Here is a 24645-nt window from a genome sequence, read left to right as displayed (position 1 = left end):
CCCTCCTTCGGGAGGGTCAGGGTAAATCCTTCAGTGGCTTATTCGGCGGCAATCTTCATGCCGTCATCATCTTCATCTCCATCGGAGAGCGAGGACAATTCGACATTGAGACCCAGGCTGCGCATTTCCTTGACGAGAACGTTGAAGCTCTCTGGAATGCCCGCTTCGAAGGTGTCGTCACCCTTGACGATAGCTTCGTACACCTTGGTCCGTCCGATCACGTCATCCGACTTCACAGTGAGCATTTCCTGCAGCGTGTATGCCGCGCCGTAGGCCTGGAGTGCCCAGACCTCCATCTCACCGAAGCGCTGACCACCGAACTGCGCTTTACCACCCAGCGGCTGCTGCGTGACAAGCGAGTATGGGCCGATTGACCGCGCGTGGATCTTGTCGTCAACCAAGTGGTGCAGTTTGAGCATGTAGATATAGCCCACTGTCACCTGACGGTCGAAAGCATCACCGGTCCGGCCATCGAACAGCGTCACCTGACCGGAACCCGGCAGATTGGCGTTCTCCAGCATAGTGGTGACATCGCCTTCGCGCGCACCATCGAATACCGGCGTACCCATCGGAACACCGTTGGTAAGATTACCCGCGAGCTCGACGATTTCCGCAGTGGAACGCGCGTCGATTTCGGAATGATAATCCTCGCCATAGGCATGCTTCAAACGCTCGATCACTGCCTCTGGCGGAGGCGCCTTCGCATAATCTTCTGCAGCGTTCGGGTTAGCGGCTTTCCACTCGACCAGAGCTTCTGTGACCTGCTGACCAAGACCACGTGCGGCCATGCCCAAGTGAGTCTCGAAGATCTGACCGACGTTCATCCGCGATGGAACACCCAGCGGGTTCAGCACGATATCAACCGGGCTGCCATCTTCGAGGAACGGCATATCTTCTTGCGGCAGAATGCGGCTGATAACACCTTTGTTTCCGTGACGGCCCGCCATCTTATCGCCCGGTTGCAGCTTACGCTTCACCGCCACGAAGACTTTGACCATCTTCAGAACGCCCGGCATCAATTCGTCACCACGCTCCAGCTTCTCTTTACGATCTTCGAACTTGTCGTCGATGATCTTGATCGCTTCGTCATATTGCGTTTTGACGGCTTCGATTTGCTGCTGACGGCCATCATCGGCCACAGCAAATTTGAACCATTCGTGCTTTTCAACTTCGCCCAGGACTTCCTCGGTGATCTCACTACCCTTCTTAACACCTTTCGGTGCGGCAGAGGTGGTTTGACCAACCAGCATGTCGCGCAGACGGTTATATGTTGCACGGTTGAGGATCGCACGCTCATCGGCGCTATCTTTGCGCAGACGTTCGATTTCTTCCTGCTGGATCGCCCGTGTACGGTCATCAACTTCAATGCCGTGACGGTTGAACACCCGCACTTCAACAACAGTACCAGCAACACCCGGCGGCAAACGCAGCGAGGTATCGCGGACATCAGAGGCTTTCTCACCAAAGATGGCGCGCAGGAGTTTTTCTTCCGGCGTCATCGGGCTTTCGCCCTTCGGTGTGATTTTACCCGCAAGGATATCACCCGGATGCACTTCAGCACCGATATACACGATACCTGCTTCGTCGAGGTTGCGAAGCGCTTCCTCGCCGACATTTGGAATATCGCGCGTGATATCTTCTGGGCCAAGCTTCGTATCGCGGGCCATGACTTCAAATTCCTCGATGTGGATCGAGGTGAAGACGTCATCCTTCACGATACGTTCGCTGATCAGGATACTATCTTCATAGTTGTAGCCATTCCAAGGCATAAAGGCGACGAGGCTGTTCTTGCCCAGCGCCAGCTCACCAATATCAGTTGATGGACCATCAGCGATAATATCGCCCTTTTCGATAGTCTCACCCACCTTCACCAGCGGACGCTGGTTGATGCAGGTGTTTTGGTTGGAGCGTTGGAATTTCTGCAGCGTGTAAATGTCAACGCCGGACTGACCCGGTTCAACATCACCAATGGCACGGATCACGATACGGGTAGCGTCGACCTGGTCAACAATACCGCCGCGTGTCGCAGAAATCGCAGCGCCGGAATCGCGGGCCACAGTTTCTTCCATGCCCGTCCCGACGAACGGTGCTTCAGCTTTCACCAAAGGCACAGCCTGACGTTGCATGTTTGATCCCATCAATGCGCGGTTGGCGTCATCGTTTTCAAGGAATGGGATAAGCGATGCCGCCACCGAAACCAGCTGCTTCGGCGAGACGTCCATCAGAGTGATCTGATCGTTTGGCAGCATCACAAACTCGCCAGCCTGACGGGCAGAGACGAGATCTTCGACAAATGTACCATCGTCATTCAGCGCCGCAGATGCCTGCGCAACCGCGTGCTTCTGCTCTTCCATCGCTGACAGATAGGCAACTTCGCCTGTCACCTTGCCGTCTTTGACAGACCGGTATGGTGTTTCGATAAAGCCGTATTTGTTAACCCGGCTAAACGACGCCAAGCTGTTGATCAGACCAATGTTCGGTCCTTCCGGCGTTTCAATCGGACAAATGCGGCCATAGTGGGTCGGGTGAACGTCACGGACTTCGAAGCCGGCACGCTCACGGGTCAAGCCGCCAGGGCCCAGCGCAGAGACGCGGCGTTTATGCGTGACTTCTGACAGCGGGTTGGTCTGATCCATAAATTGCGACAGCTGCGAGGAACCGAAGAATTCACGAACCGCAGCAACTGCAGGCTTCGCATTGATCAGATCGTTTGGCATCACAGTCGACACATCGACCGAAGACATACGCTCCTTAACCGCGCGCTCCATACGAAGCAGACCGACACGGTACTGGTTTTCGAGAAGCTCGCCAACCGAACGAACACGGCGGTTGCCGAGGTTATCGATATCATCGACCTCGCCCTTGCCGTCTTTCAGATCGACCATTTCTTTTACCACGGCGAGGATGTCTTCCTTACGCAGGGTAGTAACGGTGTCTTCAGCGTCCAGTTCAAGACGCATATTCAGCTTTACCCGGCCAACAGCGGACAGGTCATAGCGTTCAGCGTCGAAGAACAGGCCTTCGAACAGGGCTTCAGCTGTTTCCTTGGTGGGCGGCTCGCCTGGACGCATAACCTTATAGATTGCTTCCAGACCTTCATCGCGGTTCTCTGCCTTATCGACGGCCAGAGTGTTGCGGATCCAAGGGCCGGTATTGATCTCGTCAATGTCCAGCAATTCGAGCTGATCGATGCCCGCATTGTCGAGCACTTCGAGGTTCTCTGCGGAGACCTCGTCACCGGCTTCGATGTAAATCCGGCCGGTTTTCTCGTCGATCAAATCGCGCGCTGCGTAGCGTGCGAAGACTTCTTCGGTCGGGATCAAAAGATCTGTCAGGCCGTCTTTCGCCGCTTTGTTGGCAGCACGAGGGCTGATCTTCTGGTTAGCCGCGAAAATCTCTTCGCCTGTTTTTGCATCGACCAATGCGAAGGCTGGCTTTGTATTGCGCCATGCGTCAGGAACGAATGGCATTTTCCAGCCACCTTCGGCGCCGCCCTTACCGGCCACGCGGTCCCAAGTGACGGTGTCATAGAAATGATCAAGAATACCTTCATGATCGAGACCCAGCGCGAATAGCAGGCTGGTGACCGGCAACTTACGCTTACGGTCGATCCGAACGTTGACGATGTCTTTCGCGTCGAATTCAAAGTCGAGCCACGAGCCGCGATAGGGAATTACGCGCGCTGCGAACAGCAACTTGCCAGAAGAATGCGTTTTACCGCGGTCATGGTCAAACAGCACACCAGGCGAACGGTGCATCTGGCTGACAATAACACGCTCTGTGCCGTTGATGATGAACGTGCCGTTATGCGTCATCAAAGGCATGTCGCCCATGTAAACGTCTTGCTCTTTAATATCGAGCACGGAACGGGTTTCAGTTTCCTGATCAACCTCAAACACGATCAAGCGCAAAGTTACCTTCATCGGCGCAGCGTAGGTAATACCGCGCTGGCGACATTCGGTGGTGTCGTATTTTGGCGGCTCCAGCTCGTAATGCACGAAATCCAGCTCGGCAGTGCCGGCGAAATCGCGAATCGGGAAGACACTCCGCAGCGTCTTTTCCAAACCAGACACATAGTCGATCGAGGGATCGGAACGCAGGAATTGCTCATAGCTTTCCCGCTGAACTTCGATCAGGTTTGGCATTTGTACGACTTCGTGCACATCGCCAAAAATCTTACGGATACGCTTCTTTGCAGTACCGGTATTTGCGCCCGACTTACGGGGTGCTTTCGCCTTGGTAGCCATAGGAGTTATTCGCCTATTCAATTGTGTAAGCCCTTCTACGCGGTGAAGAGCATTCAGTTTGTGTCTGCGCGGATCGACACTTCCATAGCGAGAGACGCAAAAAGACCGCAGCGAATCGCACCCGTTGTGGGCACTGCTGCAGCTTCAAAAAACGTCGCGAATATGGAAACGCACCTTCCTTCTTGGACCGACCCCCGCGCAAGGACCTGTCACTCTCGAAGAGTGCGGTTGACGCGCATATAGGAACGCTCCGTCCCCGTGTCAAAGGTAATCCGGCAGACGCACAGCACCCCAGCCAATGACCGCGCTTCGAAAGCCCTCAATTATCGTTTATCCATACTCTACATATTGTTTTTCGATATTATTGATTGACAATAAACCGACTCGGCATTATTGAATTTCGATATCAAGCATATTGGAGAACAACAAATGACAAACACGCTACAAAATTTAGCCGCCGGCATCGCCGCTATCGCTCTTGTCGCCGTCACATGGGTGCCGGTTGTAACTGTGCCGCCAGTTCAGGCGGCGACCCTGACCATCGCGCCATACATCGCCTGATCCAATCTACACTGGGAGACTAACATGAGCCCCGAACCGCAACCTCAACGCGACCTTTTACTCACAGCAGGGAAGGTCATGAGCCGCCTGTTACAAATAATCATCGGCATCGCGGCAGCAATTGTCGCCATTATCTTGCCTGTGATCCTGTTCAATACGGACCAGGTGGCCGAGAGGCTGGTGGAGGCAGGCAGCGAAGCAAGTCTGCCCATGATGCTGGCAGCAATTGTGGCGGTATTACTTCTTATTTTGATAGTCGCCGGACTCTCCTTTCATTTTTTTCGGCTGCTCAGCCAAATCATCGACACAGTGAGTGACGGGGAGCCCTTTACCGCCGACAATTCAGAGCGCCTGAACCGTATGGGGTGGATCGCCCTGACATTCCAGATCGCCTCAATACCGATCGGAGCGCTCGCCGCTTACATCGCAATCAATATACCTAGCGACGATTTTTCGGCTGACTTTGAATTCTCCTTAACCGGAATTCTGTTCGCGATCGTCCTGTTCATCCTTGCCCGCATATTCCGCCAAGGGGCTGCAATGCGTGACGATCTGGAAGGGACAATCTGATGATTGCCCGCTCCACATCCGCAGCTATCGCATGGAGCCATCTGGCACTGCGTTTCATTCGTCCGCTTATCGGCGTACTCACAATGATAGCTATCATCTGCGCGCCTTTGGCCATTGTTTTTCAAAACGAGGCATTTGCCGCGGTACAGCAACATTTCGGGGAACCCGCGAGCGCCTATCCAGCCAGCCACGTCGCTGCATTGATCGTATGCGGCGCCATCGTTCTCGGTCTGGTCTGGCTATTTCTCAAAACGCTGACAGCGATAGTAATGTCGGCCGAAAGAGCAGATCCTATCACGGTTCAGAATGCGGAACGGCTCGCCTTTATGGGCTGGATCATGGTGGCCATCCAACTTTTCAAATACCCGACCGCATGGCTCGGCCTTATTGTCGAGACCGCTTTTAAGGGACCAACATCAACCGTTGAAGTCAGCGGGACGTTGCTTGGCATTATTGCCGTTCTGACGCTGTTCCTATTGTCGAGTATTGTTCGCAGCGGCGCCGCAGCTCGCACCTATCCAGAAGGAGCCATCTGATGCCTGACACAACACACAATGACACTGGTATCGACAGCACAACAAACGGGAGCATTACCGTGAAACTTGACGATCTACTTCATGAGCGCCGGATGACACTGACGGAATTGGCCGAACGGGTTGGCCTCACATTGGCCAATCTCTCCATTCTAAAAACTGGCAAGGCGAAAGCGATCAGATTTTCGACACTGGCCGCGATTTGTCACGAACTCGATTGCCAGCCGGGTGATTTGCTAGGCTATGAAACTTTCTCGGAACAATAACCGTGGCGCCCCATTGGTAGGGCATACAACAAGGGGAAAACTAATGAAGAAATTAGCACTTATCGCACTACCTTTCGCTTTTGCTGTCACCGCGTGTGATGGCCCTGCCGAGAACATGGGCGAAGAGATCGATGACGTGACAGAAGCCGAAGGTGACGTCATGGACGAAAAAGCCGAGCTGGCTGAAGAGAAAGCTGATGTTGCCGAAGCAATGGGCGATGACGCTGTCCAGGCCGATCTTGAAGCCAATGCTGAAGCGATGGAAGACACCGCAGACGGCATGTAAGCTACAAAAAGTTAACAGCGAGAGGGCCCGTTACGCGAGTAGCGGGCCTTTTTGTATGGGTACTCCTGATATTCACGCCTTGAGGAGCGACTGCTTTTGGTTGACTCCTGAAGCGGGTCCGCTATTGGCCCTCTCGTTCGCTGGACTGACGGGTTCAGCGAACATCCGTCCAAGACAGCCGGTGATGGTAATTTGGCCATCTTAATTTCCAGCCTAGACGGGGATTAGAGATTTTCACGATGTGCCATATGGCCATCGTATCGCAGGCTCCTTCAACGGAACTGCACCCTCCTTCCCCATCAATGGACTCGCCTGTGATACTTTTGTGTCATGGACAAACGTAGCCGGTCGCCGGGCATATTGCCAGACGGCCATAGTGAAGGAGTAAGACATGGATCGTTCGCAAAAATCTGATGCGGTCGCAGCTCTTAACGCAACTTTTAACGAGAGCGGCGTGGTTGTTGTAACCCGCAATCTCGGCCTGACAGTGGCACAGTCCACTGAACTGCGCGGAAAGATGCGGGAAGCAGGTGCATCGTACAAGGTTGCGAAAAACCGTCTTGCCAAACTCGCCCTGAAAGACACGGATTATGACGGCCTTGGTGATCTGCTCACCGGCCCGACTGCTCTGGCAACATCCAGCGACCCAGTCGCTGCTGCCAAAGCTGCCGTGGAATTTGCCAAAAAGAACGACAACCTCGAAATCGTTGGCGGATCTATGGGCGGTCAGATGCTTGATGAAGCTGGCGTAAAGGCACTTGCCTCTATGCCGAGCCTTGACGAGCTTCGCGGCACGATTGTTGGCCTCGTTAACGCACCAGCGACGAAAATCGCTCAAGTCGTCAACGCACCAGCCAACAAGCTTGCACGGGTCTTTGGCGCATTTGCTGCCAAAGAAGCGGCGTAAGCGGTTTTTTGAATCGAATTTATCAGAGTGTAGCCCAGTTCCGGGAAACTCTGCCAAGTCAATTTATTGGAGTAAAGCATCATGGCCGATATCGCCAAGCTTGTTGAAGAACTATCAAAACTGACTGTCCTTGAGGCAGCTGAACTTGCCAAAGCACTCGAAGAAGAGTGGGGCGTTAGCGCTGCTGCAGCTGTTGCAGTTGCTGGCCCAGCCGCTGGTGGCGGTGAAGCTGCTGCTGAAGAGAAAGACGAATTCGACGTCGTTCTTACCGGTGACGGTGGCAAGAAAATCCAAGTGATTAAAGAAGTCCGCGCCATCACTGGCCTGGGTCTGACTGAAGCTAAAGGCCTCGTTGAAGGCGCACCTAAGCCCGTCAAAGAAGGCGTGAGCAAAGCTGAAGCTGAAGAAATCAAAGGCAAGATCGAAGCAGCCGGCGGTACTGTAGAACTCAAATAATTGAGCGCTGCAGACTGCTTGAGCCTTGCTCGAGTGATCTAGCTAGAATTTTGTAGGTGACTTGAAGCGCCTGCAGATGGGAGGGCGGTACCGCAAGGTGCCGCCCTTTTCGTTGAACGACTTCGGATTTCCAACTCCGCTCTTGGCAATATGCGGGAACTGCGGCAGCTATAACGGAACAGTTTAAGGGACTTACCAATATGCTTACCAAGACTCGTCTCATTGCAACCGTTGCCGTATCCGCCATGCTTGCGGCGACCCCGGCGCTGGCCCAAGATGTTGCGATATATAAACCCGGAGCGCCTGGCAGTGACGGCACCGTTCTGACGGCAGAGCAAGCCACCCAGCTTGCCGACAATAAATATTCGCCTGATGATGCGCGGTTTATGCGCGATATGATCCCGCATCATGGACAAGCGGTTGAACTGGCAAATCTGGTTGAGGGGCGCACCAACCAGCCCAAAGTGGTCGATATTGCGGGCCGGATCAAAGCCTCCCAAGCTGATGAAATCAGCTTTATGAAAGAATGGCTGCAAGAGCGCGGCGAACCCGTGATGATGGATATGTCCGCCCATGCGGGGCACGATATGTCCGCCCATTATGAAATGATGGGTATGGCCACACCCGCCGAAATGGCTGAGCTGGCGACCTTGGAAGGCACGGCATTTGACCGGCTGTTCCTAACGCTGATGATCGAGCATCACCGCGGCGCGCTGCGGATGGTGGAAGATTTGCTGGACCAGCCAGGCTCTGCTTCCGATCCAGTCCTGCTGGAATTCGTAAACGATATTGTCGCGGATCAAGAATCTGAAATCGAGCAAATGAACGGCATGCTGGCGGGCTTGTCTGAAGACCCCCGCGCCTCGCTGGCCGCAGGATTCCGAGATGCTGAAAGTGCCATTCTCAATCTTACGTTGGTCAGCTCACAGCCGAAGCCTGCCGGCTTTTTCGACCCAGCCAACCCCGCAGGCTTAAAGCCGGAAATTCCCGCAGATGAGGATGAAGACGAAAGTCCGGACGATTCAGAAACTGATCAGGACAACACATCGGACAGCGACGAAGAAAACAAAACACAGTTTGCTGAACGCAGTCCGCTGCTCAATTTTGCCAATACGGATATGGCCTTCTCCGGCGACATTATGGTTGCCGGAAACTATCACGGCTTCAACATCTACAAGTTGGGTACCGAGGGTATACCTAATCTGACCAGTTCAGTCGTTTGCCCGGGTGGTCAGGGCGATATCTCTATCGCTGGCGACTTGCTGATTATGTCGGTTGAGCAAACCCGCGGCCGCATTGATTGCGGCTTACAAGGGGTCGCTGACGATGTCAGCGATGAACGTTTCCGCGGCCTGCGTATCTTCGACATCAGCGACCTGACACGGCCGCGTCAGGTTGGCCTTGTCCAAACGTGTCGCGGATCTCATACGCATTCTATCGTTTCGCAAGATGATACATCAATCATCGTCTACAATTCCGGCACCTCTAGCATTAGAGACGGAGACGAGCTGGCAGGATGCGTAGGAAACGTGCCCGGAGACCAGCGCACGGCTTTATTCCGGATCGATGTTGTCGAAATTCCGATTGCCAATCCAGCAGCAGCCAAGATCATCGACAGCCCGACCGTATTTGCGGACCCCGAGAGCGGGCAGATTGCAGGACTGTGGCAGGGCGGCGATCACGGCGAAGGCACTCAGGATACCAATTCGACCAATCATTGCCACGATATTACGGTATTCCCTTCCCTGAATCTGGCTGCCGGTGCCTGTTCCGGCAACGGGATTATTTTTGATATTTCTGACCCGCGCGCGCCGAAACGGATCGACGAGGTGATCGACAAAGGTTTTGCCTATTGGCACTCCGCCACGTTCAATAATGATGGTACCAAAGTGCTGTTTACAGATGAGTGGGGCGGCGGCGGGCGGCCGCGTTGCCAAGCATCCGATCCAATGGATTGGGGCGCGAACGCGTTTTACGACATTGTCGACGGCAAGCTGGAAGCACGGGGTCAGTACAAAATTCCTGCGCCGCAAGGCGACAAAGAAAACTGCGTAGCCCATAACGGCTCGATCATTCCCGTACCCGGCCGCGATATCTTTGTTCAAGCCTGGTACCAAGGCGGTATTTCGGTGATCGATTTCACTGATTCGACCAACCCATTCGAGATCGCATATTTTGATCGTGGCCCGGTCGATGAGGACCAATTGATCACCGGCGGGTATTGGTCTGCTTATTGGTATAACGGCCGGATTTACGGCACAGAAATCGCGCGCGGATTGGATGTTTTCAAGCTCGAACCAAGCGAGTTTCTGACCGCTGAAGAAATTGCCGCAGCGGAGGCCGCAAATATGGGTGCAGTCTTTAACCCGCAAACGCAGGTACCCGTTACATGGCCAGCAGATGTCGCCGCCAAAGCCGAAGAGAGCCGCAAGGGCGGGTAAAACGCTTGGGCGGTCAGGCCAAGGGCAGCATTTGAAAACAGCATAAACCCGCTTCATCATTGCGTCTGCAATACTGATATTTTGATGCACTAAGGACACAAGCACTGGTCGCATTGCCTGCGAGAAAGGCAGCAATGGTTGACCTTTGGCCTTACGAAGCGGAACGGGCATTGAATGCCAACGCTGCAATCCAGTGATACGCCCTGGCGTACGGAATTAGGAGCCACCCTGCGGCTTTCCTGGCCGCTGGCGCTCGCCAACTTGCTGCAAATGCTGACATACGCGGTCGACGTCATTTTTATTGCACGGCTTGGCGAAGCACCTCTGGCTGCATCTGCATTGGCCGTGGCGCTGTTTGGATTGGTCCTGTGGGCGCTGTCCGGGCTTACCGGAGCAGTCGCTCCGGTGATCGCGGCTGAGCTGGGTGAACGTGCGCCAGCACTGCGCCCGGTGCGGCGGGCGACACGAATGGCATTGTGGCTGGCAGTACTAAGCGGCGGCGCGGGAATGATGGTCTGCCTGATGATCGGCCCCATCTCCCGCGTGACCGGTCAACAGCCTGAAATCATCCAGATGGCTACCGATTACACCGTTATTATCGTGTGGTCGATGATCCCGATGGTCATGGCCAATGTACTACGGTGTTTCGTGTCTGCTTTGGGCAGGCCGATCTTTGCAACGCTGATCACGGCCGCTGGCATCGGGGTGAATGCTCTGGCCAATTACGCTTTTGTCTTCGGCAATTTGGGCGCACCGGAACTCGGCTTACAAGGGGCGGCAATCGCCACCATCATCACAGCCGTGATAACCCTTACCATCTATATTCTCGCAATCCGGTTCGATAGCGTGATGCATCGCTACCGCATTTTCGGGCGTTGGTGGGTGCCTGATTGGGCCCGCTTCTGGTCCATCGTTCGGATCGGCACACCAATCGCGCTAACTATTACGGCGGAGGCTGGAATTTTTGGAGCGGCCGCCTTCTTGATGGGTAGCATTGGCACAGCGCAGCTCGCCGCCCACACCGTGGCATTGCAAATTGCAGCGCTGGCCTTTCAAATTCCCTTTGGCGTCGGTCAGGCCGCCACCATTCGCGTGGGGTATTTCTACGGCGCTCGGGACAAAGAAGGAATGGGCCGGGCCGGTTGGGCAGCGATCCTGATTGGAACAGGCTTCATGATCATCTCGTGCAGCGCCATGGTGCTCATGCCGCGCACTTTGCTGCATATTTATATTGATCCCGATGCAGCAAAGAACGCCGTACTGGTCGGCTTCGCGCTGCGATATCTTGTAATTGCAGCCGCCTTTCAATTGGTAGACGGGTTACAGGCGGTCGCGGCCGGTGCCTTGCGCGGCTTGCAGGACACTCGCATCCCCATGTGGATCGCCATCTTTTCTTACTGGGTACCCGGAATTGGTGTCGCGCTGTATCTGGGTTTTGTTGCCGGTTGGGGCGGAACCGGGGTCTGGGTCGGTCTCGCCACAGGACTGGCAGCCGCCGCTTTGTTACTCATTTGGCGATGGTTGCTGCGGGACCAGATCGGCCTGACGGAACGCCTGCAGCGACCGGATTAGACAAGTCCGCCGGCCCACTTAACGACTAACCGATTTTTTCACTGCCGGCGCTGTTGACTCTCACCACGCGCATACACATATGCCCCTCGCTGGCACTCTCAGACGGAGAGTGCCAATCATTCTATTCATCCACTCTAACGAAGAGGTCATAGACATGGCATTTCGTCCGTTACACGACCGCGTTTTGGTCCGCCGTATCGAAGCCGATCAAAAAACAGCTGGCGGTATCATCATCCCTGACAGCGCTCAGGAAAAGCCTAGCGAAGGTGAAATTGTTGCTGTTGGCAATGGTTCCAAAGCTGAAGATGGCACTGTTACCCCGCTCGACGTTGCCGCGGGTGACCGCGTCTTGTTCGGCAAATGGTCCGGCACCGAAGTCAAAGTCGACGGTGAAGACCTGCTGATCATGAAAGAAAGCGACGTCATGGGAGTGATCGGCTGATCCCGACACTCAAGTTCGCTCTAACGCGCACTTTCACATTATTCCAATTCAGGAGAAACAATCATGGCTGCTAAGGACGTAAAGTTCGGTCGCGACGCACGCGAAGGCATTCTTAAGGGCGTTGATACGCTCGCAAACGCTGTAAAAGTAACGCTCGGCCCTAAAGGTCGTAACGTTGTTATCGACAAAAGCTTCGGCGCACCGCGCATCACCAAAGACGGTGTTACGGTTGCCAAAGAAATCGAACTGTCAGACAAGTTCGAAAATATGGGCGCTCAAATGCTCAAGGAAGTTGCGTCCAAGACCAATGACCTCGCCGGTGACGGCACCACCACTGCAACAGTTTTGGGCCAGGCAATCGTTCGCGAAGGCATGAAATCTGTCGCAGCGGGTATGAACCCGATGGATCTGAAGCGTGGCATCGATACAGCCGTTGCCAAAGTTGTCGAAAACCTTGTCAGCCGGTCCAAAGAAGTCGCTGGTTCAGCAGAAGTCGCTCAAGTCGGCGTAATCTCTGCCAATGGCGACCGTGAAGTTGGCGAGAAAATCGCTGAAGCGATGGATAAAGTTGGCAAAGAAGGCGTTATCACTGTTGAAGAAGCCAAAGGCCTCGAATTTGAACTCGACGTCGTTGAAGGCATGCAGTTCGACCGTGGTTACCTGTCACCTTACTTCATCACCAATCCTGACAAGATGACTGTGGAACTCGAAAATCCATACATCCTGATCAACGAAGGCAAACTGACCAGCCTGCAAGCTATGCTGCCGGTTCTTGAAGCCGCCATGCAATCAGGCCGTCCTCTGCTGATCATCGCAGAAGACATCGAAGGCGAAGCGCTGGCTACTCTCGTGGTCAACAAGCTGCGCGGCGGCTTGAAAGTTGCTGCGGTCAAAGCCCCTGGTTTCGGCGACCGCCGGAAAGCCATGCTGCAAGACATCGCGATCCTGACAAAGGGCGAAATGGTCAGCGAAGATCTGGGTATCAAGCTCGAAAACGTCACATTGGGTATGCTCGGTGATGCCAAGCGTGTCACAATCGACAAAGACAACACCACCATCGTTGATGGTGCTGGTAGTCAGGACGATATCAAAGCCCGTGTCGGCGAAATCAAAGCACAAATGGAAGCTACCACTTCCGACTATGACCGCGAAAAACTGCAAGAACGCCTGGCGAAACTCGCTGGTGGTGTTGCTGTGATCAAGGTTGGCGGCGCTTCTGAAGTTGAAGTGAAAGAACGCAAAGACCGTGTTGATGATGCGCTCCACGCTACACGCGCTGCAGTTGAAGAAGGCATCGTCCCTGGCGGCGGTACCGCTCTTCTTTATGCAACCAAGGTTCTGGAAGGCGTCAAAGGCGACAATGATGACCAAACTCGCGGTATCGACATTGTTCGCCGTGCAATCCTCGCTCCAGTACGTCAGATTGCTGAGAACGCAGGCCATGACGGCGCTGTGATCTCTGGCAACTTGCTGCGCGAAGATGACGAAACACAAGGCTTCAATGCTGCAACCGACGTCTACGAAAATCTGGTAGACGCTGGCGTGATCGACCCTACAAAGGTTGTTCGTACTGCTCTGCAAGACGCAGCATCTGTTGCTGGCCTGCTGATCACTACCGAGGCGGCGATTACCGACGCACCGGAAGACAAAGCAGCTGGCGCCCCAGCAATGCCTGATATGGGCGGCATGGGCGGTATGGGCGGCGGCATGGGCTTCTAAGCCCGACGCGCTTCTTACAAAGCCAAACAGAAAGGCCCGGTGGAGCAATCCGCCGGGCCTTTTCTTATGTACCCTTCCCATTTCCTCAATGTTGGCGCATTGCCTTTGCTAACGAAATTGCAAATCTGAAGGACCGCCAACATGAAACGCTTTGCCGCTTTGCTTCTCGCCTCCGCCGCCCTGTCTGCTTGCGGGCAGATGGGGCAGCCGGTTGTGGCGACTCTGGAATGTTCAACCACTCAAACCGAGTGCATCAACACATGGTTCGACGCGAAATTTGACGAATTACTTGCCTTCAGCCCAATGCAGCAGACCGCGCTGGGTATGAAAACCGATTACGATAAAATCGACGATATGAGCATCGAGGCGGAGCAAGCGCAGCTGCTTTGGTGGCAGCAAACATCCGCCGAGATGGAAGCGAATTTCGATTACGAAGAACTATCCGATGATGCCAAACTGTCATGGGATATGTGGCAATTCCGCAAGGATTCCGCCGAAGCCGCTGCGCAATTCCGCGATCAACAATACATCCTGCATCAAATGGGCACGGCGCATTCGGGTCTGCCTACCTTCTTGATGAACCAACACAAGGTCGATGATGAGAGCGATATGACCGCTTTCATCGCGCGGCTTAGCGGGATTGGTACTGCGCTTGATCAATTGTTGGCTCGCGCGCAGGCCAATGCAGAAGCCGGCACGCGCCCGCCCCAATTTGCCTATGATGCGGTGATTGCAGAATCGCAGAAAATCACCACCGGCGAGCCGTTTACCGATGGCGAGCCATCCGCTTTATGGACCGCCACGCAGGAACGGCTTGCCGCTTTGGTCGAAAGCGGTGCCATTACCGAAGAGCGCGCCGACGAATTGCGCGGGGAAGCGCGGACTGCGCTAACTGACACCCTCGCCCCCGCCTATGCACGCATCGTCGCATGGTACACGGAAGACCGCGCCAATGCTGATGTCGAAGCCCAAGGCGCAAGCGAACTGGCCGATGGTACTGACTTTTATAATTACCGCCTGAACGCGATGACCACGACCGATCTGACGGCAGATGAAATCCACGATATCGGCCTGTCCGAAGTCGCGCGCATCCGCACCGAGATGGAAGCGATCAAGGATCAGGTGAATTTTGATGGCGATCTGCAAGCCTTCTTCACCTTCATACGCGAGGATGACCAGTTCTATTTCAGCAATGATGATAAGGGCGCTCAGGATTATATTGACGCTGCCAAAAGCCATTTGACCTTCATTGATACCAAATTGCCCGAATTTTTCGGCACTCTGCCTAAAGCTCCATTGGAAGTCCGGCGGGTCGAATCTTTCCGTGAGCAGGACGGTGCGCCGCAGCATTATCAAACCGGTACGCCCGACGGATCGCGCCCCGGTATTTATTACGCCCACCTGTCCGATATGCGGGCCATGTCGATCCCTTCGCTAGAGGTTATCGCCTATCATGAGGGCAATCCGGGCCACCATATGCAGCTATCAATTGCCCAGGAATTGACGGAGATTCCCAAGTTTCGCAGCCAGGGTTTCTATCTGCCGGCATTTGGCGAAGGATGGGCGCTTTATTCCGAACTGCTCGCCAAAGAAATGGGCGCGTATGACAACCCCTATTCAGACTTTGGCCGTTTGACGACAGAGATGTGGCGCGCGATCCGCTTGGTGGTCGACACGGGTATTCATTCCAAAGGGTGGAGCGAGCAGCAGGCGATTGATTATTTCCTCGCCAACTCGCCCATCCCCGAAGCCGCAGTGACAGCTGAAACACGCCGGTATTTCGTTATGCCCGGGCAAGCCACCGCGTATAAAATCGGGATGATCCGGATTCAAGAATTGCGCGCCAAAGCGGAAGAAGAACTGGGCGAAGATTTCGATATACGCGGGTTCCACGATACGGTTTTGGGCGGCGGATCTGTGCCGCTCGATCTGCTGGAAAAACGTGTGGATCAATGGGTGGCCGGGGTTCAATCCGCTAGCAGCTAACCCGTCATCTTAGTGGCGGGCTGATCTTTGAACGGGGCAGTCAGGGCGTGGGGTAATTCCACATCCTGCTGCCGCGCATCATCCACGCCGATGGTGATACTGCCTTGCGCTACATCATCGCGGAATGTGCCATGCAGCCGGTCCCAAATACTCAAGCCGCTGGTGAAATTACTATCCGCCTGCTCCGCCACCACAGAATGATGAATGCCATGCATTTTGGGCGTAGTGATCACAGCGGCAAGCAGATCATCGAGCCGCCCCGGCAGTTTCATATTGGAATGATGGAACAGGATCGAAAAATTGAAGATGTTCCGCCACCAGCGCAGACCGCGCGGCCCGACCCCTGACAAGCGCACTTGTGCCAATCGCCATGGCAGCGAGACAAACATATCGGCAGGATGAAAACGCACCGCCGTGCTCGCATCCATATCGGGATCAATGTGATGGACACGGTGGAACCGCCATAGAAACGGTACGCGGTGGGTGGCGACGTGCCACCAGTAAAACCCGTAATCCATGGCTATGATACCGGCGATCTCGCGCAATGGCCCCGGCAGTTTTTGCGCAATACCGCGTCTGCGCGCTTCGTTCTTCTGGGCAATCGCCTGAGTCAACGGTTCTTCCACCGCCGCCACAATCACTGCGCAACCTGCCCCCAAGGCAGCATTGCGGATATTGCGCGGAATTGCCGGCCGTGTCTGTGCGCGCAGCGGGCGTGTCCGCTCGGCCAGCAGAATTCCGCCCACCACCGCGCCTGCCGCAGCCACCAAAGCTATCTTACCCGCTTTCATGCAAATGCAATGCCTTATGGCGCGCGCCGCGTCGAGGGGTTAGAGTGTAGCGGATGACCACTCCGCTAATTTCAATCTTTTGCCGCTGGCCCACTCCCGGTGAAGCCAAGACACGACTGATCCCCGGCTTCGGTGCAGAAGGCGCAGCGGCAATCTATACCAAATTGCTCGCACATACGGTCGAGGTCGCCCGCACCTCAGGCATCGCATTTGAATTGCGCGTAAGCGGCGCACCGCCCGAACAGTTCCGCGAGGCACTGGGCGAGGATTTACAGGTCGTCGATCAGGGCTGCGGCGATCTGACCGACAAGCTTTCGCGCGTTCCGGCACCGGCCATTGTGATCGGAAGCGATTGCCCCGGTCTCACTCCGGCGATCTTGGTCGCAGCGCGCGATACTTTGTTGACCGACCCTATGGTGATCGGCCCGGCCAGCGATGGCGGATATTATCTGCTGGGATATAATCAGCCCGCTGACTTTGCTTTTACCGATATGGAATGGAGCACGGACAGCGTATTTGCCGAAACGCTCAAGCGGTTCGTCGCCCAAGGGATAAGACCAGCCGTTTTGCCGGAACTGAGCGACGTCGACACAGCGGCAGATTTGGAAGATTGGCCGGAATTTCTACCATGACCGGAATTTCTACCGCCAAACGTGTCGGGATCGTTCTGCCGGTGCTGAATGAAGCCGCTGCGCTACCGGCAATGTTTGGCGTATTGGGAACGCTGGACCCGCAGCCAGAGGCTATTCTATTCGTCGATGGCGGCAGCGATGATGCAACCTGCGATCTGATCCGTGCAGCGGGTTTTGACCTGCTTGAAACCGGCAAAGGCCGCGCAGTCCAGATCAATGCCGGGGTTGAAGCAATTGCAGCGGACTATGTCTGCGTGCTCCATGCCGACACCGTACCGCCCGCCGATATGGCGCGGGTGATTGCCGATACGTTGGCCGACCCGAAAATCGCGCTGGCCAGCTTTACGCCGCTCATCAAAGGGCCGGAGAAAACGCGCTGGTTCACCACATTCCATAATTGGATCAAGACCTGGTACGCGCCGATCATCACGCGCCCGCATCTGTTTGTGCGCGGGGTCCGGCTATTATTCGGCGACCATGCGATGTTTTTCCGCCGCGCGCAGTTTCTTGAAATTGGCGGCTGTACGCCCAGCGATGCGGTGATGGAGGAGGCCGATCTATGCGTTAAGTTTGCACGGCTTGGAAAAACCAAAATGGTGCGCCGCTGGGTCCACACTTCCGACCGCCGGATCACCGCATGGGGTCCGCTGAAAGCCAACTGGATCTATTTCAAAGTCGGCATTTTATGGGCCGTGGGCGCGCGCGGAAGAATGGCGAAAGACTATCCCGACGTCAGGTGACAGCAGTGGTTGGCCTACTCTGCTTTTAAGAACCCGACATCGATGCAATGGGTGATCAGCCGGTGCAAATAGTCTGCGCCGGTTGGCGGGCAAACCAGCCCGGTCATTTCTTGCCCCCCGCGATCATCAAATTGCGGGTTCCGCTGAAAATAGCTAGCATATAATCCTGCCACACGTTTGTAGAGTCGGCGTTCCAAGGCAGGCAATTCGGCCGGATCGAAACTATCGGGATCAACCAGCTTGGGCCGCTGGAATTGCGGGAACGCAGCGATCCCGTCGGTAAACATCTGCACTGGGATCGGACGGCCCGATACCAGATGATAGGCTCCGCCTTCCGCCCGCCGCATATTCTGCGCCAAGGCCACAATTCCCGCCGCAACATGGTCGAGCGGCACAAAATCCAGCGTTGCATCGGCGCGCGCAGGCATATGGCCCACGCGCCCTTCGGCAATCAGTTTGAACGCGGCATAGGTGGTGTCGAATTGCCGGATCAGGCCGGTTTCGCTTTCCCCGACAACGATGCTGGGGCGCGCGATCGCAAACGGGATGCCGCTCGCCCGCACCAGCTTTTCAGCAGAGGCTTTGCTGGCCTCGTACCCATTGGCAAAGCCGCTTGCCGGTACGCGATCCGCTTCTAGAATCGGGCCATTGCGGGTGCCGCACACATAGGCAGTGCTGACATGCAGGATCGGCATATTTCCCGACCGCGCAAATTCCACCGCATTGGCCGCGCCGCCCGTATTCACCCGGCGATAGGTCTCATCATCGAGATCAAAGCGCACCGTCGCGGCGCAGTGGATCAGCAGATCATGGGCGCCTGTCAGCCTGTTCCATTCCGCCGTATTCCAGCCGAACAAAGGCTGCGACACATCGCCCGAAACAATCTCGCTTGGCTCCACCGCGCTGCCATTATTGGCCAGTATCTCGCGGTTATTGTGGACGAGCGCAGTGACATTGTGCCCTGCCGATAATAGCCGCGCAGCCACCTCTCCGCCGATCAATCCGGCGGCTCCGGTCAGGAATATGTTCAACAGCAGGCAGCCGGTGTGTCTGAGCCGGAAACAGCTTCATCTGCAAACGGAATGGTGATCCCACAATCGGGGAATACGCCGTAATGTTTGCTGAAATCGCCGATAAATTCGAAATGCTCGGCAAAGCGCGTACTGCTGAGCATTTTCCAGCTATTACCGCAAATCGGGAATATCTTGCCCGCTTCGATATGGTGGTGATCGTCGAGTTCGAACACGCGCTCCTGCCCGCGCACTGTGCCCTTATAGATCACCGCTTGGCCGTAATCCTCGCACTGCATTTCCAGTTCGGGCAATTTGAACAGGCGGTATGTCGCGGAATGAAAAGCGATCCCGTCCAGCTTAGCCGCTACCTCTGCATCACCGATGCCAAGCGGGCGGCTGAACACCAGACGCGGATCCAAGAAGCCCGCTTTCTTGGCGTGATCGATAAAGTCGCCCCAATACAGCGCGCCCGACAGACATTCGCCGTGCAGCACCGGATCACCCAGCAAGTGACTTGGCACGCGGCGGTCCGAATAGACATCGGAGAAATACAGCTCCCCGCCCGGCTTGAGCAAGCGGTAGGCAGCAGAAAACACCGCTTGCTTGTCCGCCACCAGATTGATGACGCAGTTGGATACGATCACGTCATAATGGTTTTCCGGCAGATCAAGCTGGTCCAGCTTTTCAATATCGCCTTCAACAAACATCACATTGGATTTAGCAAAGCCGAATTTTTCGCGGTGCCATTCAAGATGTTCATTGGCGACCGCCAGCTGTTCAGGCGTCGTATCAACGCCTGTAACGGTACCATTCTCACCGACGATTTGAGCCAAGATATAGGCATCCTGCCCGCTACCCGATCCCAGATCGAGAATATGCGCGCCTTCAATTGCTTGGGGGCTCACCAAACCGCAGCCATAATAGCGCGCGCGGACCTCGTCATGCACATTGCGCATCGCATCCATAATCGCTGGCGGCGGTGCTTCCGTAGTGCAGCAAGCATCGGTTTTTAGGTCGTCAGAACCGCCCAAAACCTTACCATAATAATCGCGGCTATTTTCAATGTTCATGTAACGTATAATCCCGTTTGGCCGAATGACAGACCGAGTGTTGCGGTATGCTTGGCACAAATGAGTTCGCCTTGCAGCATCAATTTGTTACAGGCAGTGCAGAACTGGGGAAACCATGAAATTTACGCATGATGCAATTGTAATTGGTGGTGGCGCCGCAGGCCTGACCGCAGCGGGCGGCTGCGCGCTGTTTGGCCTCAACGTCGTCCTGATCGAGGGTAACAAAATGGGCGGCGAGTGCCTGAATAATGGCTGTGTCCCCAGCAAAGCGATCATTACCGCTGCGAAACGTGCACAGGAAGCCCGCGAGGAAAAACGCTACGGCGTACAACTGGCCGCGCCCCAGGTGGAGTGGGCCGGTGTCCACAAACACATCCACGATGCCATCGCGCATATTGCCCCGCATGATTCCAAGGAAACATTCGAGGAAATGGGCTGCGAGGTCATTATGGGCCGCGCGACTGTGACCGGCAAACACACTGTCGAAGTTGGTGGGCGCACTTTGAAAGCCCCGCGCATTGTCATCGCCACCGGATCAGAGCCGTTTGTCCCGCCGATCGACGGCCTTGATAGCGTGCCTTACCTCACCAATGAAAATCTGTTCGAACTGACCGAGCAGCCGGAACACCTCGTTATCATTGGAGGCGGTGTCATTGGCATGGAAATGGCACAAAGTTTCCGCCGCCTCGGCAGCGAAGTCACCGTGATCGAGCCGGGCAAACCGATGGGCCGCGATGATCGCGAGAGCGTGCAGATCGTGGTCGATACGATGAAGGATGAAGGCGTCCGCTTTGTCGAGGGCAAAGGCACCAAGGTTGAAGGCAAAACCGGCGCAATCACTGTCCACACCGATGGCGGCGAAGCGATTACCGGATCGCATCTGCTGATCGCAGTGGGCCGCTCTGCCCGCGTATCGGGTTTCGGGCTGGAAGAACTCGGCATTGAGCTCGGCCGTAACGGTATCAAAGTGGATGCCCGCCGCCGGACATCGATGAAAAACATCTATGCGATTGGCGATTGCCGCGAAGGGCCGCGCCTGACCCATGTCTCGGGCTATGAAGGCTCCAACGTGGCGCTGGAAATTACCACCGGCCTACCGACCAAAGTGGATTGGAAAGCCCTGCCCTGGTGTACCTATACCGAGCCGGAAGTCGCGCAAATCGGCCTGACCGAAGAAGACGCGCGCAAGGAATACGGCGATAAAGTCACGGTGATCAAAGAAGGCTTCGACCATAATGAGCGGGCGATTGCGGAGGATTCCACCAAAGGCCATCTCAAAGTCATTCTGAAAGGCAAGAAAGTGATCGGCGCGAGCATTTGCGGCAAGAACGCGGGCGAATTACTGCTACCGTTCACGCAAAGCATTACCGGCAAAAGCGACACATTCTCGCTCGGCTCTGCCATCATCAGCTACCCCACCCGCAGCGAGATTTCCAAAGCCGCAGCTTTTAGCGCATGGGAACCGACAGTTTTTGGTTCCTTACCGAAGAAATATGCCGGCTTCGTCGCCAAAATGCGCAGGACTTTCAATTGAACGACACCGATACCGATACATCACCGCGCAGCAAAAGCCGTAATGCACCCGCCGGGACCTCTCCGTTTCAGGTTCTGGCAGAGGCACTGCCGCAGGAGAAGTTTGCCGACCCTGAATGGACCGCGAAGGGCGAACGCCGCGCATCTGTGCCGATGACGGGGCTGGAAACGCTGTGGTTCAATACCGGCACATTGTGCAATCTTGCCTGCGTAAACTGCTATATTGAAAGCAGCCCGACCAATGATGCGCTGCTCTATATCAGCCGCGCCCATGTGACGCGGTTTCTGGACGAGATCGAAGCAGACCAGATTGGCACTACCGAAATCGGCTATACCGGCGGCGAACCGTTTATGAATCCCGAATTTGTCGCGATCCTGACCGATACTCTGGAACGCGGCTTCGATGCGCTGGTGCTGAGCAATGCGATGAAGCCAATGCGGCGGCATGAGGCGGCCTTGCTCGATCTGAAAGAGCGGTTTGGTGATAAGCTGACGATCCGCGTTAGCCTTGATCATTACACCAAAGATGCGCACGAAGCCGAACGCGGACCGCGCAGCTGGGAGCCGGGCACGAGCGGGCTGAAATGGCTATCCGATAAGGGCTTTTCCATCGCCGTTGCGGGCCGGATGTTGCCGAGCGAAACCATGGATGATGCCCGCGCAGGATATGGCGCGCTGTTCGCCGAAATGGGCATCTGCGTCGATGCAGCTGACCCGATGCGGATGGTGCTATTCCCCGAAATGGACGAGGCAAAAGACATCGCTGAAATCACAACCGAATGTTGGGGTATCCTGAACCAGAACCCCGCCGACATCATGTGCGCCACCAGCCGCATGGTCGTGCACCGCAAAGGCGAGGGCGCGCCCCGCGTCGCAGCGTGCACGCTGATCCCCTATGATGACGGCTTCGATATGGGCGCAACCTTGGCCGAGGCATCGCGCGACGTATCGCTCAACCACCCCCATTGCGCACGGTTCTGTGTGCTGGGCGGAGCGAGTTGCTCGGCTTAGGGCAACACATACCCGCCCTCTATCGTCGCCCCGGACTTGATCCGGGGCCCCGCTTAAGGGGCGTCACACCAACCGGTCAAACAAATCGGCCCAATCAGGATTACCCTTCTCGATCAGGTCAAACTTCCACGCTCGCCGCCAACGTTTGATGCGCTTTTCGTGAGCGATGCAATCCTCAATCGTGTCACCACGCTCCGCCCAAACCAGCTTCGTCAGGCCATATTGCTTGCAGAAATCAGAACCTGTTCCTTCGCGGTGCTGGAATACCCGCTGTGCCAGTGACGCTGTTACGCCGACCTACATCGTACCGCGATAACGGTCCGCCATGATGTATACCCATCCGCCTTTGCATTCGCGGTCCATATTACGACCACCGCCAAGCGGGACCCCGGATCAAGTCCGGGGTGACGAAGATTTGACAGGCCACTCTGTACTGAACTGAAAACCAAGACCCAATCGTTACCTTCAATCGCTCACCACTTCGTAACGTTGGACGATCCCGTCTTGACTGAAATCAATCACCAACCATTCAGAGTCTAGGCTGAAGAAACCGCGCTGATCGCCGAGCCGGTAAACACAATCCCATTCGTTGAAATATGCGGTGTCGCGGCACTCGCCGAGCAAATCAAACACCTGCTGCTTGGCCAATTCATCCAGCGTGCCACTTCGCGTGAGATGCTCGATCATCTCTACACGTGTTTGCGACCCATCATCCTTGGCCGCCCTCCAATCATCGCTGTCGAAGGCTCGGACGGGGAGATACCCAGTCATGAACAGCCAAGCAATGCACAAGATCAGAAACGCAAGCAGCGTACCGACGATCCAGCCTTTCCAGTCAAAGCGTGGGATCGTGTATTGATTCACCCCAAAACCCGCCCCGCCACAGCATCCAATTTCGCCAGCATCGCCGGATCGCGTGCATCAGGCGCGGTGATCATCGCGTAATCGAGCACCGTATCGAGCGGACACGCTTCACGCTCCGCCGGCAAAGCCGCGATAAATTGCTCGACCGTTTTGCGGGCAATTTCGCCATTGGCGTTCATTTGCGCGATAACTTCGCTGACCTCCACGAAAGCCGCATCTTCGCGCCAGCAATCATAGTCTGTGACCATGCCGACCAGAGCATAGGGTAGCTCTGCCTCGCGCGCCAATTTGGCTTCGGGCATGGCGGTCATACCGATGACGTGAGCCCCCCAGCTGCGATACATATGGCTTTCCGCGCGAGTGGAGAATTGCGGTCCTTCCATCGCCAGATAGGTCCCGCCTTGGGTCATGTTCCCGCCCGCTTTGTTCACGGCGGCGGCCGCCATGTCGGACAGGCGCGGGCAGACCGGTTCGGCCATGCTGACATGCGCGACCATGCCGGTGCCGAAGAAGCTGGAGCTGCGCGTTTTGGTCCGGTCGATAAATTGATCGACGACCACGAAGTGCCCCGGCGGCAATTCCTCCTGAAGCGAGCCGACAGAGGATATCGCCAGCAAGTCCGTACAGCCCGCGCGTTTCAGCGCATCAATATTGGCGCGCGCATTGACTTCGGATGGCGGGATTTTGTGGCCTCTGCCGTGGCGCGGCAGGAAGCGGACCTGCACGCCTCCCTCTTCGGGCCCAATACGCCCGCACAGGATTTCATCCGAGACTGTGCCGAAGGGCGAGTCCACTGCAATCCATTGCGCATCTTCCAGCGCGTCGATTTGATAGAGGCCGCTGCCCCCGATGATGCCGATTGTCCATGTGCTCATCACACTGGTTTAGCCGGATATTGCAGCAAAGGCGAGCATGGCCAGCAGAGCGGGCGGGGATCGTTTTCCTACATCGCCGAGCCTTGTTATGACTGTGCCAGACTACTGAAAAAGGTCGATTTACGGTCAC

General features: G+C 55.6%; 22 protein-coding genes and 1 pseudogene. 16 read left to right on the top strand and 7 right to left on the bottom strand.

The window, feature by feature from the left end; all coding sequences use genetic code 11:
- Positions 1 to 38 precede the first annotated feature (38 nt).
- Positions 39 to 4247, bottom strand: coding sequence for a DNA-directed RNA polymerase subunit beta (rpoB, locus tag HKD42_RS12645; protein ID WP_170013876.1), 4209 nt, complete (start codon positions 4245 to 4247; stop codon positions 39 to 41).
- 429 nt (positions 4248 to 4676) lie between these two features.
- Between rpoB and HKD42_RS13420 the strand changes: the two genes are divergently transcribed.
- The 12 genes from HKD42_RS13420 (at position 4677) to HKD42_RS12585 (ending at position 15986) form a co-directional block, all read left to right on the top strand.
- Positions 4677 to 4808, top strand: coding sequence for a hypothetical protein (locus HKD42_RS13420; RefSeq protein ID WP_281356519.1), 132 nt, complete (start codon positions 4677 to 4679; stop codon positions 4806 to 4808).
- Positions 4809 to 4886: 78 nt separating this feature from the next.
- Positions 4887 to 5378 carry a DUF2975 domain-containing protein gene (locus HKD42_RS12635; protein ID WP_170013872.1) on the top strand — a complete coding sequence of 164 codons (492 nt, stop codon included), beginning with the start codon at positions 4887 to 4889 and terminating at the stop codon, positions 5376 to 5378.
- Positions 5378 to 5914, top strand: coding sequence for a hypothetical protein (locus tag HKD42_RS12630; RefSeq protein ID WP_170013870.1), 537 nt, complete (start codon positions 5378 to 5380; stop codon positions 5912 to 5914). The genes HKD42_RS12635 and HKD42_RS12630 overlap by 1 nt, the downstream gene beginning before the upstream one ends.
- The gene (locus tag HKD42_RS12625; RefSeq protein WP_170013868.1) at positions 5914 to 6177 is read left to right on the top strand and encodes a helix-turn-helix domain-containing protein; all 264 of its coding nucleotides are present in this window, start codon (positions 5914 to 5916) and stop codon (positions 6175 to 6177) included. Before HKD42_RS12630 ends, HKD42_RS12625 begins: the two co-directional genes overlap by 1 nt.
- Before the next feature lie 43 nt (positions 6178 to 6220).
- Positions 6221 to 6463 carry a hypothetical protein gene (locus tag HKD42_RS12620; protein WP_170013866.1) on the top strand — a complete coding sequence of 81 codons (243 nt, stop codon included), beginning with the start codon at positions 6221 to 6223 and terminating at the stop codon, positions 6461 to 6463.
- A 391-nt stretch (positions 6464 to 6854) separates the two neighbouring features.
- A complete protein-coding gene (rplJ, locus tag HKD42_RS12615) occupies positions 6855 to 7370 on the top strand; it encodes a 50S ribosomal protein L10 (RefSeq protein WP_170013864.1) in 516 nt (171 codons plus the stop codon).
- Positions 7371 to 7451: 81 nt separating this feature from the next.
- Positions 7452 to 7826 carry a 50S ribosomal protein L7/L12 gene (gene rplL, locus HKD42_RS12610; protein WP_170013862.1) on the top strand — a complete coding sequence of 125 codons (375 nt, stop codon included), beginning with the start codon at positions 7452 to 7454 and terminating at the stop codon, positions 7824 to 7826.
- Positions 7827 to 8026: 200 nt separating this feature from the next.
- Positions 8027 to 10267 (top strand): DUF305 domain-containing protein, encoded by a 2241-nt coding sequence (locus HKD42_RS12605; protein ID WP_170013860.1) that lies wholly within the window; start codon positions 8027 to 8029, stop codon positions 10265 to 10267.
- A 174-nt stretch (positions 10268 to 10441) separates the two neighbouring features.
- A complete protein-coding gene (locus tag HKD42_RS12600; RefSeq protein ID WP_170013858.1) occupies positions 10442 to 11839 on the top strand; it encodes an MATE family efflux transporter in 1398 nt (465 codons plus the stop codon).
- A gap of 154 nt (positions 11840 to 11993) precedes the next feature.
- Positions 11994 to 12281, top strand: a complete 288-nt coding sequence (locus HKD42_RS12595) for a co-chaperone GroES (protein ID WP_170013856.1) — start codon at positions 11994 to 11996, stop codon at positions 12279 to 12281.
- A 63-nt stretch (positions 12282 to 12344) separates the two neighbouring features.
- Positions 12345 to 14000, top strand: a complete 1656-nt coding sequence (gene groL / locus HKD42_RS12590; RefSeq protein ID WP_170013854.1) for a chaperonin GroEL — start codon at positions 12345 to 12347, stop codon at positions 13998 to 14000.
- Positions 14001 to 14141: 141 nt separating this feature from the next.
- A complete protein-coding gene (locus tag HKD42_RS12585; RefSeq protein WP_170013852.1) occupies positions 14142 to 15986 on the top strand; it encodes a DUF885 domain-containing protein in 1845 nt (614 codons plus the stop codon).
- Here HKD42_RS12585 and HKD42_RS12580 read toward each other — a convergent pair.
- Positions 15983 to 16777: a sterol desaturase family protein gene (locus HKD42_RS12580; protein ID WP_170013850.1), complete on the bottom strand. Its 795-nt coding sequence runs from the start codon at positions 16775 to 16777 to the stop codon at positions 15983 to 15985. The genes HKD42_RS12585 and HKD42_RS12580 overlap by 4 nt on opposite strands.
- A gap of 53 nt (positions 16778 to 16830) precedes the next feature.
- Here HKD42_RS12580 and HKD42_RS12575 point away from each other — a divergent pair, with 53 nt between their 5' ends.
- Positions 16831 to 17409, top strand: a complete 579-nt coding sequence (locus tag HKD42_RS12575; RefSeq protein ID WP_170013848.1) for a TIGR04282 family arsenosugar biosynthesis glycosyltransferase — start codon at positions 16831 to 16833, stop codon at positions 17407 to 17409.
- A complete protein-coding gene (locus tag HKD42_RS12570; RefSeq protein ID WP_170013846.1) occupies positions 17406 to 18149 on the top strand; it encodes a glycosyltransferase in 744 nt (247 codons plus the stop codon). The genes HKD42_RS12575 and HKD42_RS12570 overlap by 4 nt, the downstream gene beginning before the upstream one ends.
- Positions 18150 to 18163: 14 nt before the next feature.
- On the opposite strand, the gene HKD42_RS12565 is transcribed toward HKD42_RS12570, so the two are convergent.
- Together HKD42_RS12565 and HKD42_RS12560 are read right to left on the bottom strand one after the other, a co-directional pair.
- Positions 18164 to 19180 (bottom strand): SDR family oxidoreductase, encoded by a 1017-nt coding sequence (locus tag HKD42_RS12565; protein WP_211483586.1) that lies wholly within the window; start codon positions 19178 to 19180, stop codon positions 18164 to 18166.
- A complete protein-coding gene (locus tag HKD42_RS12560) occupies positions 19177 to 20232 on the bottom strand; it encodes a methyltransferase domain-containing protein (RefSeq protein WP_170013844.1) in 1056 nt (351 codons plus the stop codon). Before HKD42_RS12560 ends, HKD42_RS12565 begins: the two co-directional genes overlap by 4 nt.
- Before the next feature lie 115 nt (positions 20233 to 20347).
- Here HKD42_RS12560 and HKD42_RS12555 point away from each other — a divergent pair, with 115 nt between their 5' ends.
- The gene (locus HKD42_RS12555) at positions 20348 to 21766 is read left to right on the top strand and encodes a dihydrolipoyl dehydrogenase family protein (RefSeq protein ID WP_170013842.1); all 1419 of its coding nucleotides are present in this window, start codon (positions 20348 to 20350) and stop codon (positions 21764 to 21766) included.
- Positions 21763 to 22776 (top strand): radical SAM protein, encoded by a 1014-nt coding sequence (locus HKD42_RS12550; RefSeq protein ID WP_246237026.1) that lies wholly within the window; start codon positions 21763 to 21765, stop codon positions 22774 to 22776. The genes HKD42_RS12555 and HKD42_RS12550 overlap by 4 nt, the downstream gene beginning before the upstream one ends.
- A 63-nt stretch (positions 22777 to 22839) precedes the next feature.
- Here the strand turns inward: HKD42_RS12550 and HKD42_RS13365 are convergent.
- The 3 genes and pseudogenes from HKD42_RS13365 to HKD42_RS12540 form a co-directional block, all read right to left on the bottom strand.
- A pseudogene (locus HKD42_RS13365) lies at positions 22840 to 23139 on the bottom strand (GIY-YIG nuclease family protein).
- Between the two features lie 102 nt (positions 23140 to 23241).
- The gene (locus HKD42_RS12545) at positions 23242 to 23547 is read right to left on the bottom strand and encodes a hypothetical protein (protein ID WP_170013838.1); all 306 of its coding nucleotides are present in this window, start codon (positions 23545 to 23547) and stop codon (positions 23242 to 23244) included.
- 89 nt (positions 23548 to 23636) lie between these two features.
- Positions 23637 to 24515: an S-methyl-5'-thioadenosine phosphorylase gene (locus HKD42_RS12540; RefSeq protein ID WP_170013836.1), complete on the bottom strand. Its 879-nt coding sequence runs from the start codon at positions 24513 to 24515 to the stop codon at positions 23637 to 23639.
- Positions 24516 to 24645 lie beyond the last annotated feature (130 nt).

It is taken from the genome of Pontixanthobacter rizhaonensis, from assembly GCF_012972675.1.
Lineage (GTDB): Bacteria > Pseudomonadota > Alphaproteobacteria > Sphingomonadales > Sphingomonadaceae > Pontixanthobacter > Pontixanthobacter rizhaonensis.
This window is presented reverse-complemented; position numbering and strand designations above follow the sequence as displayed.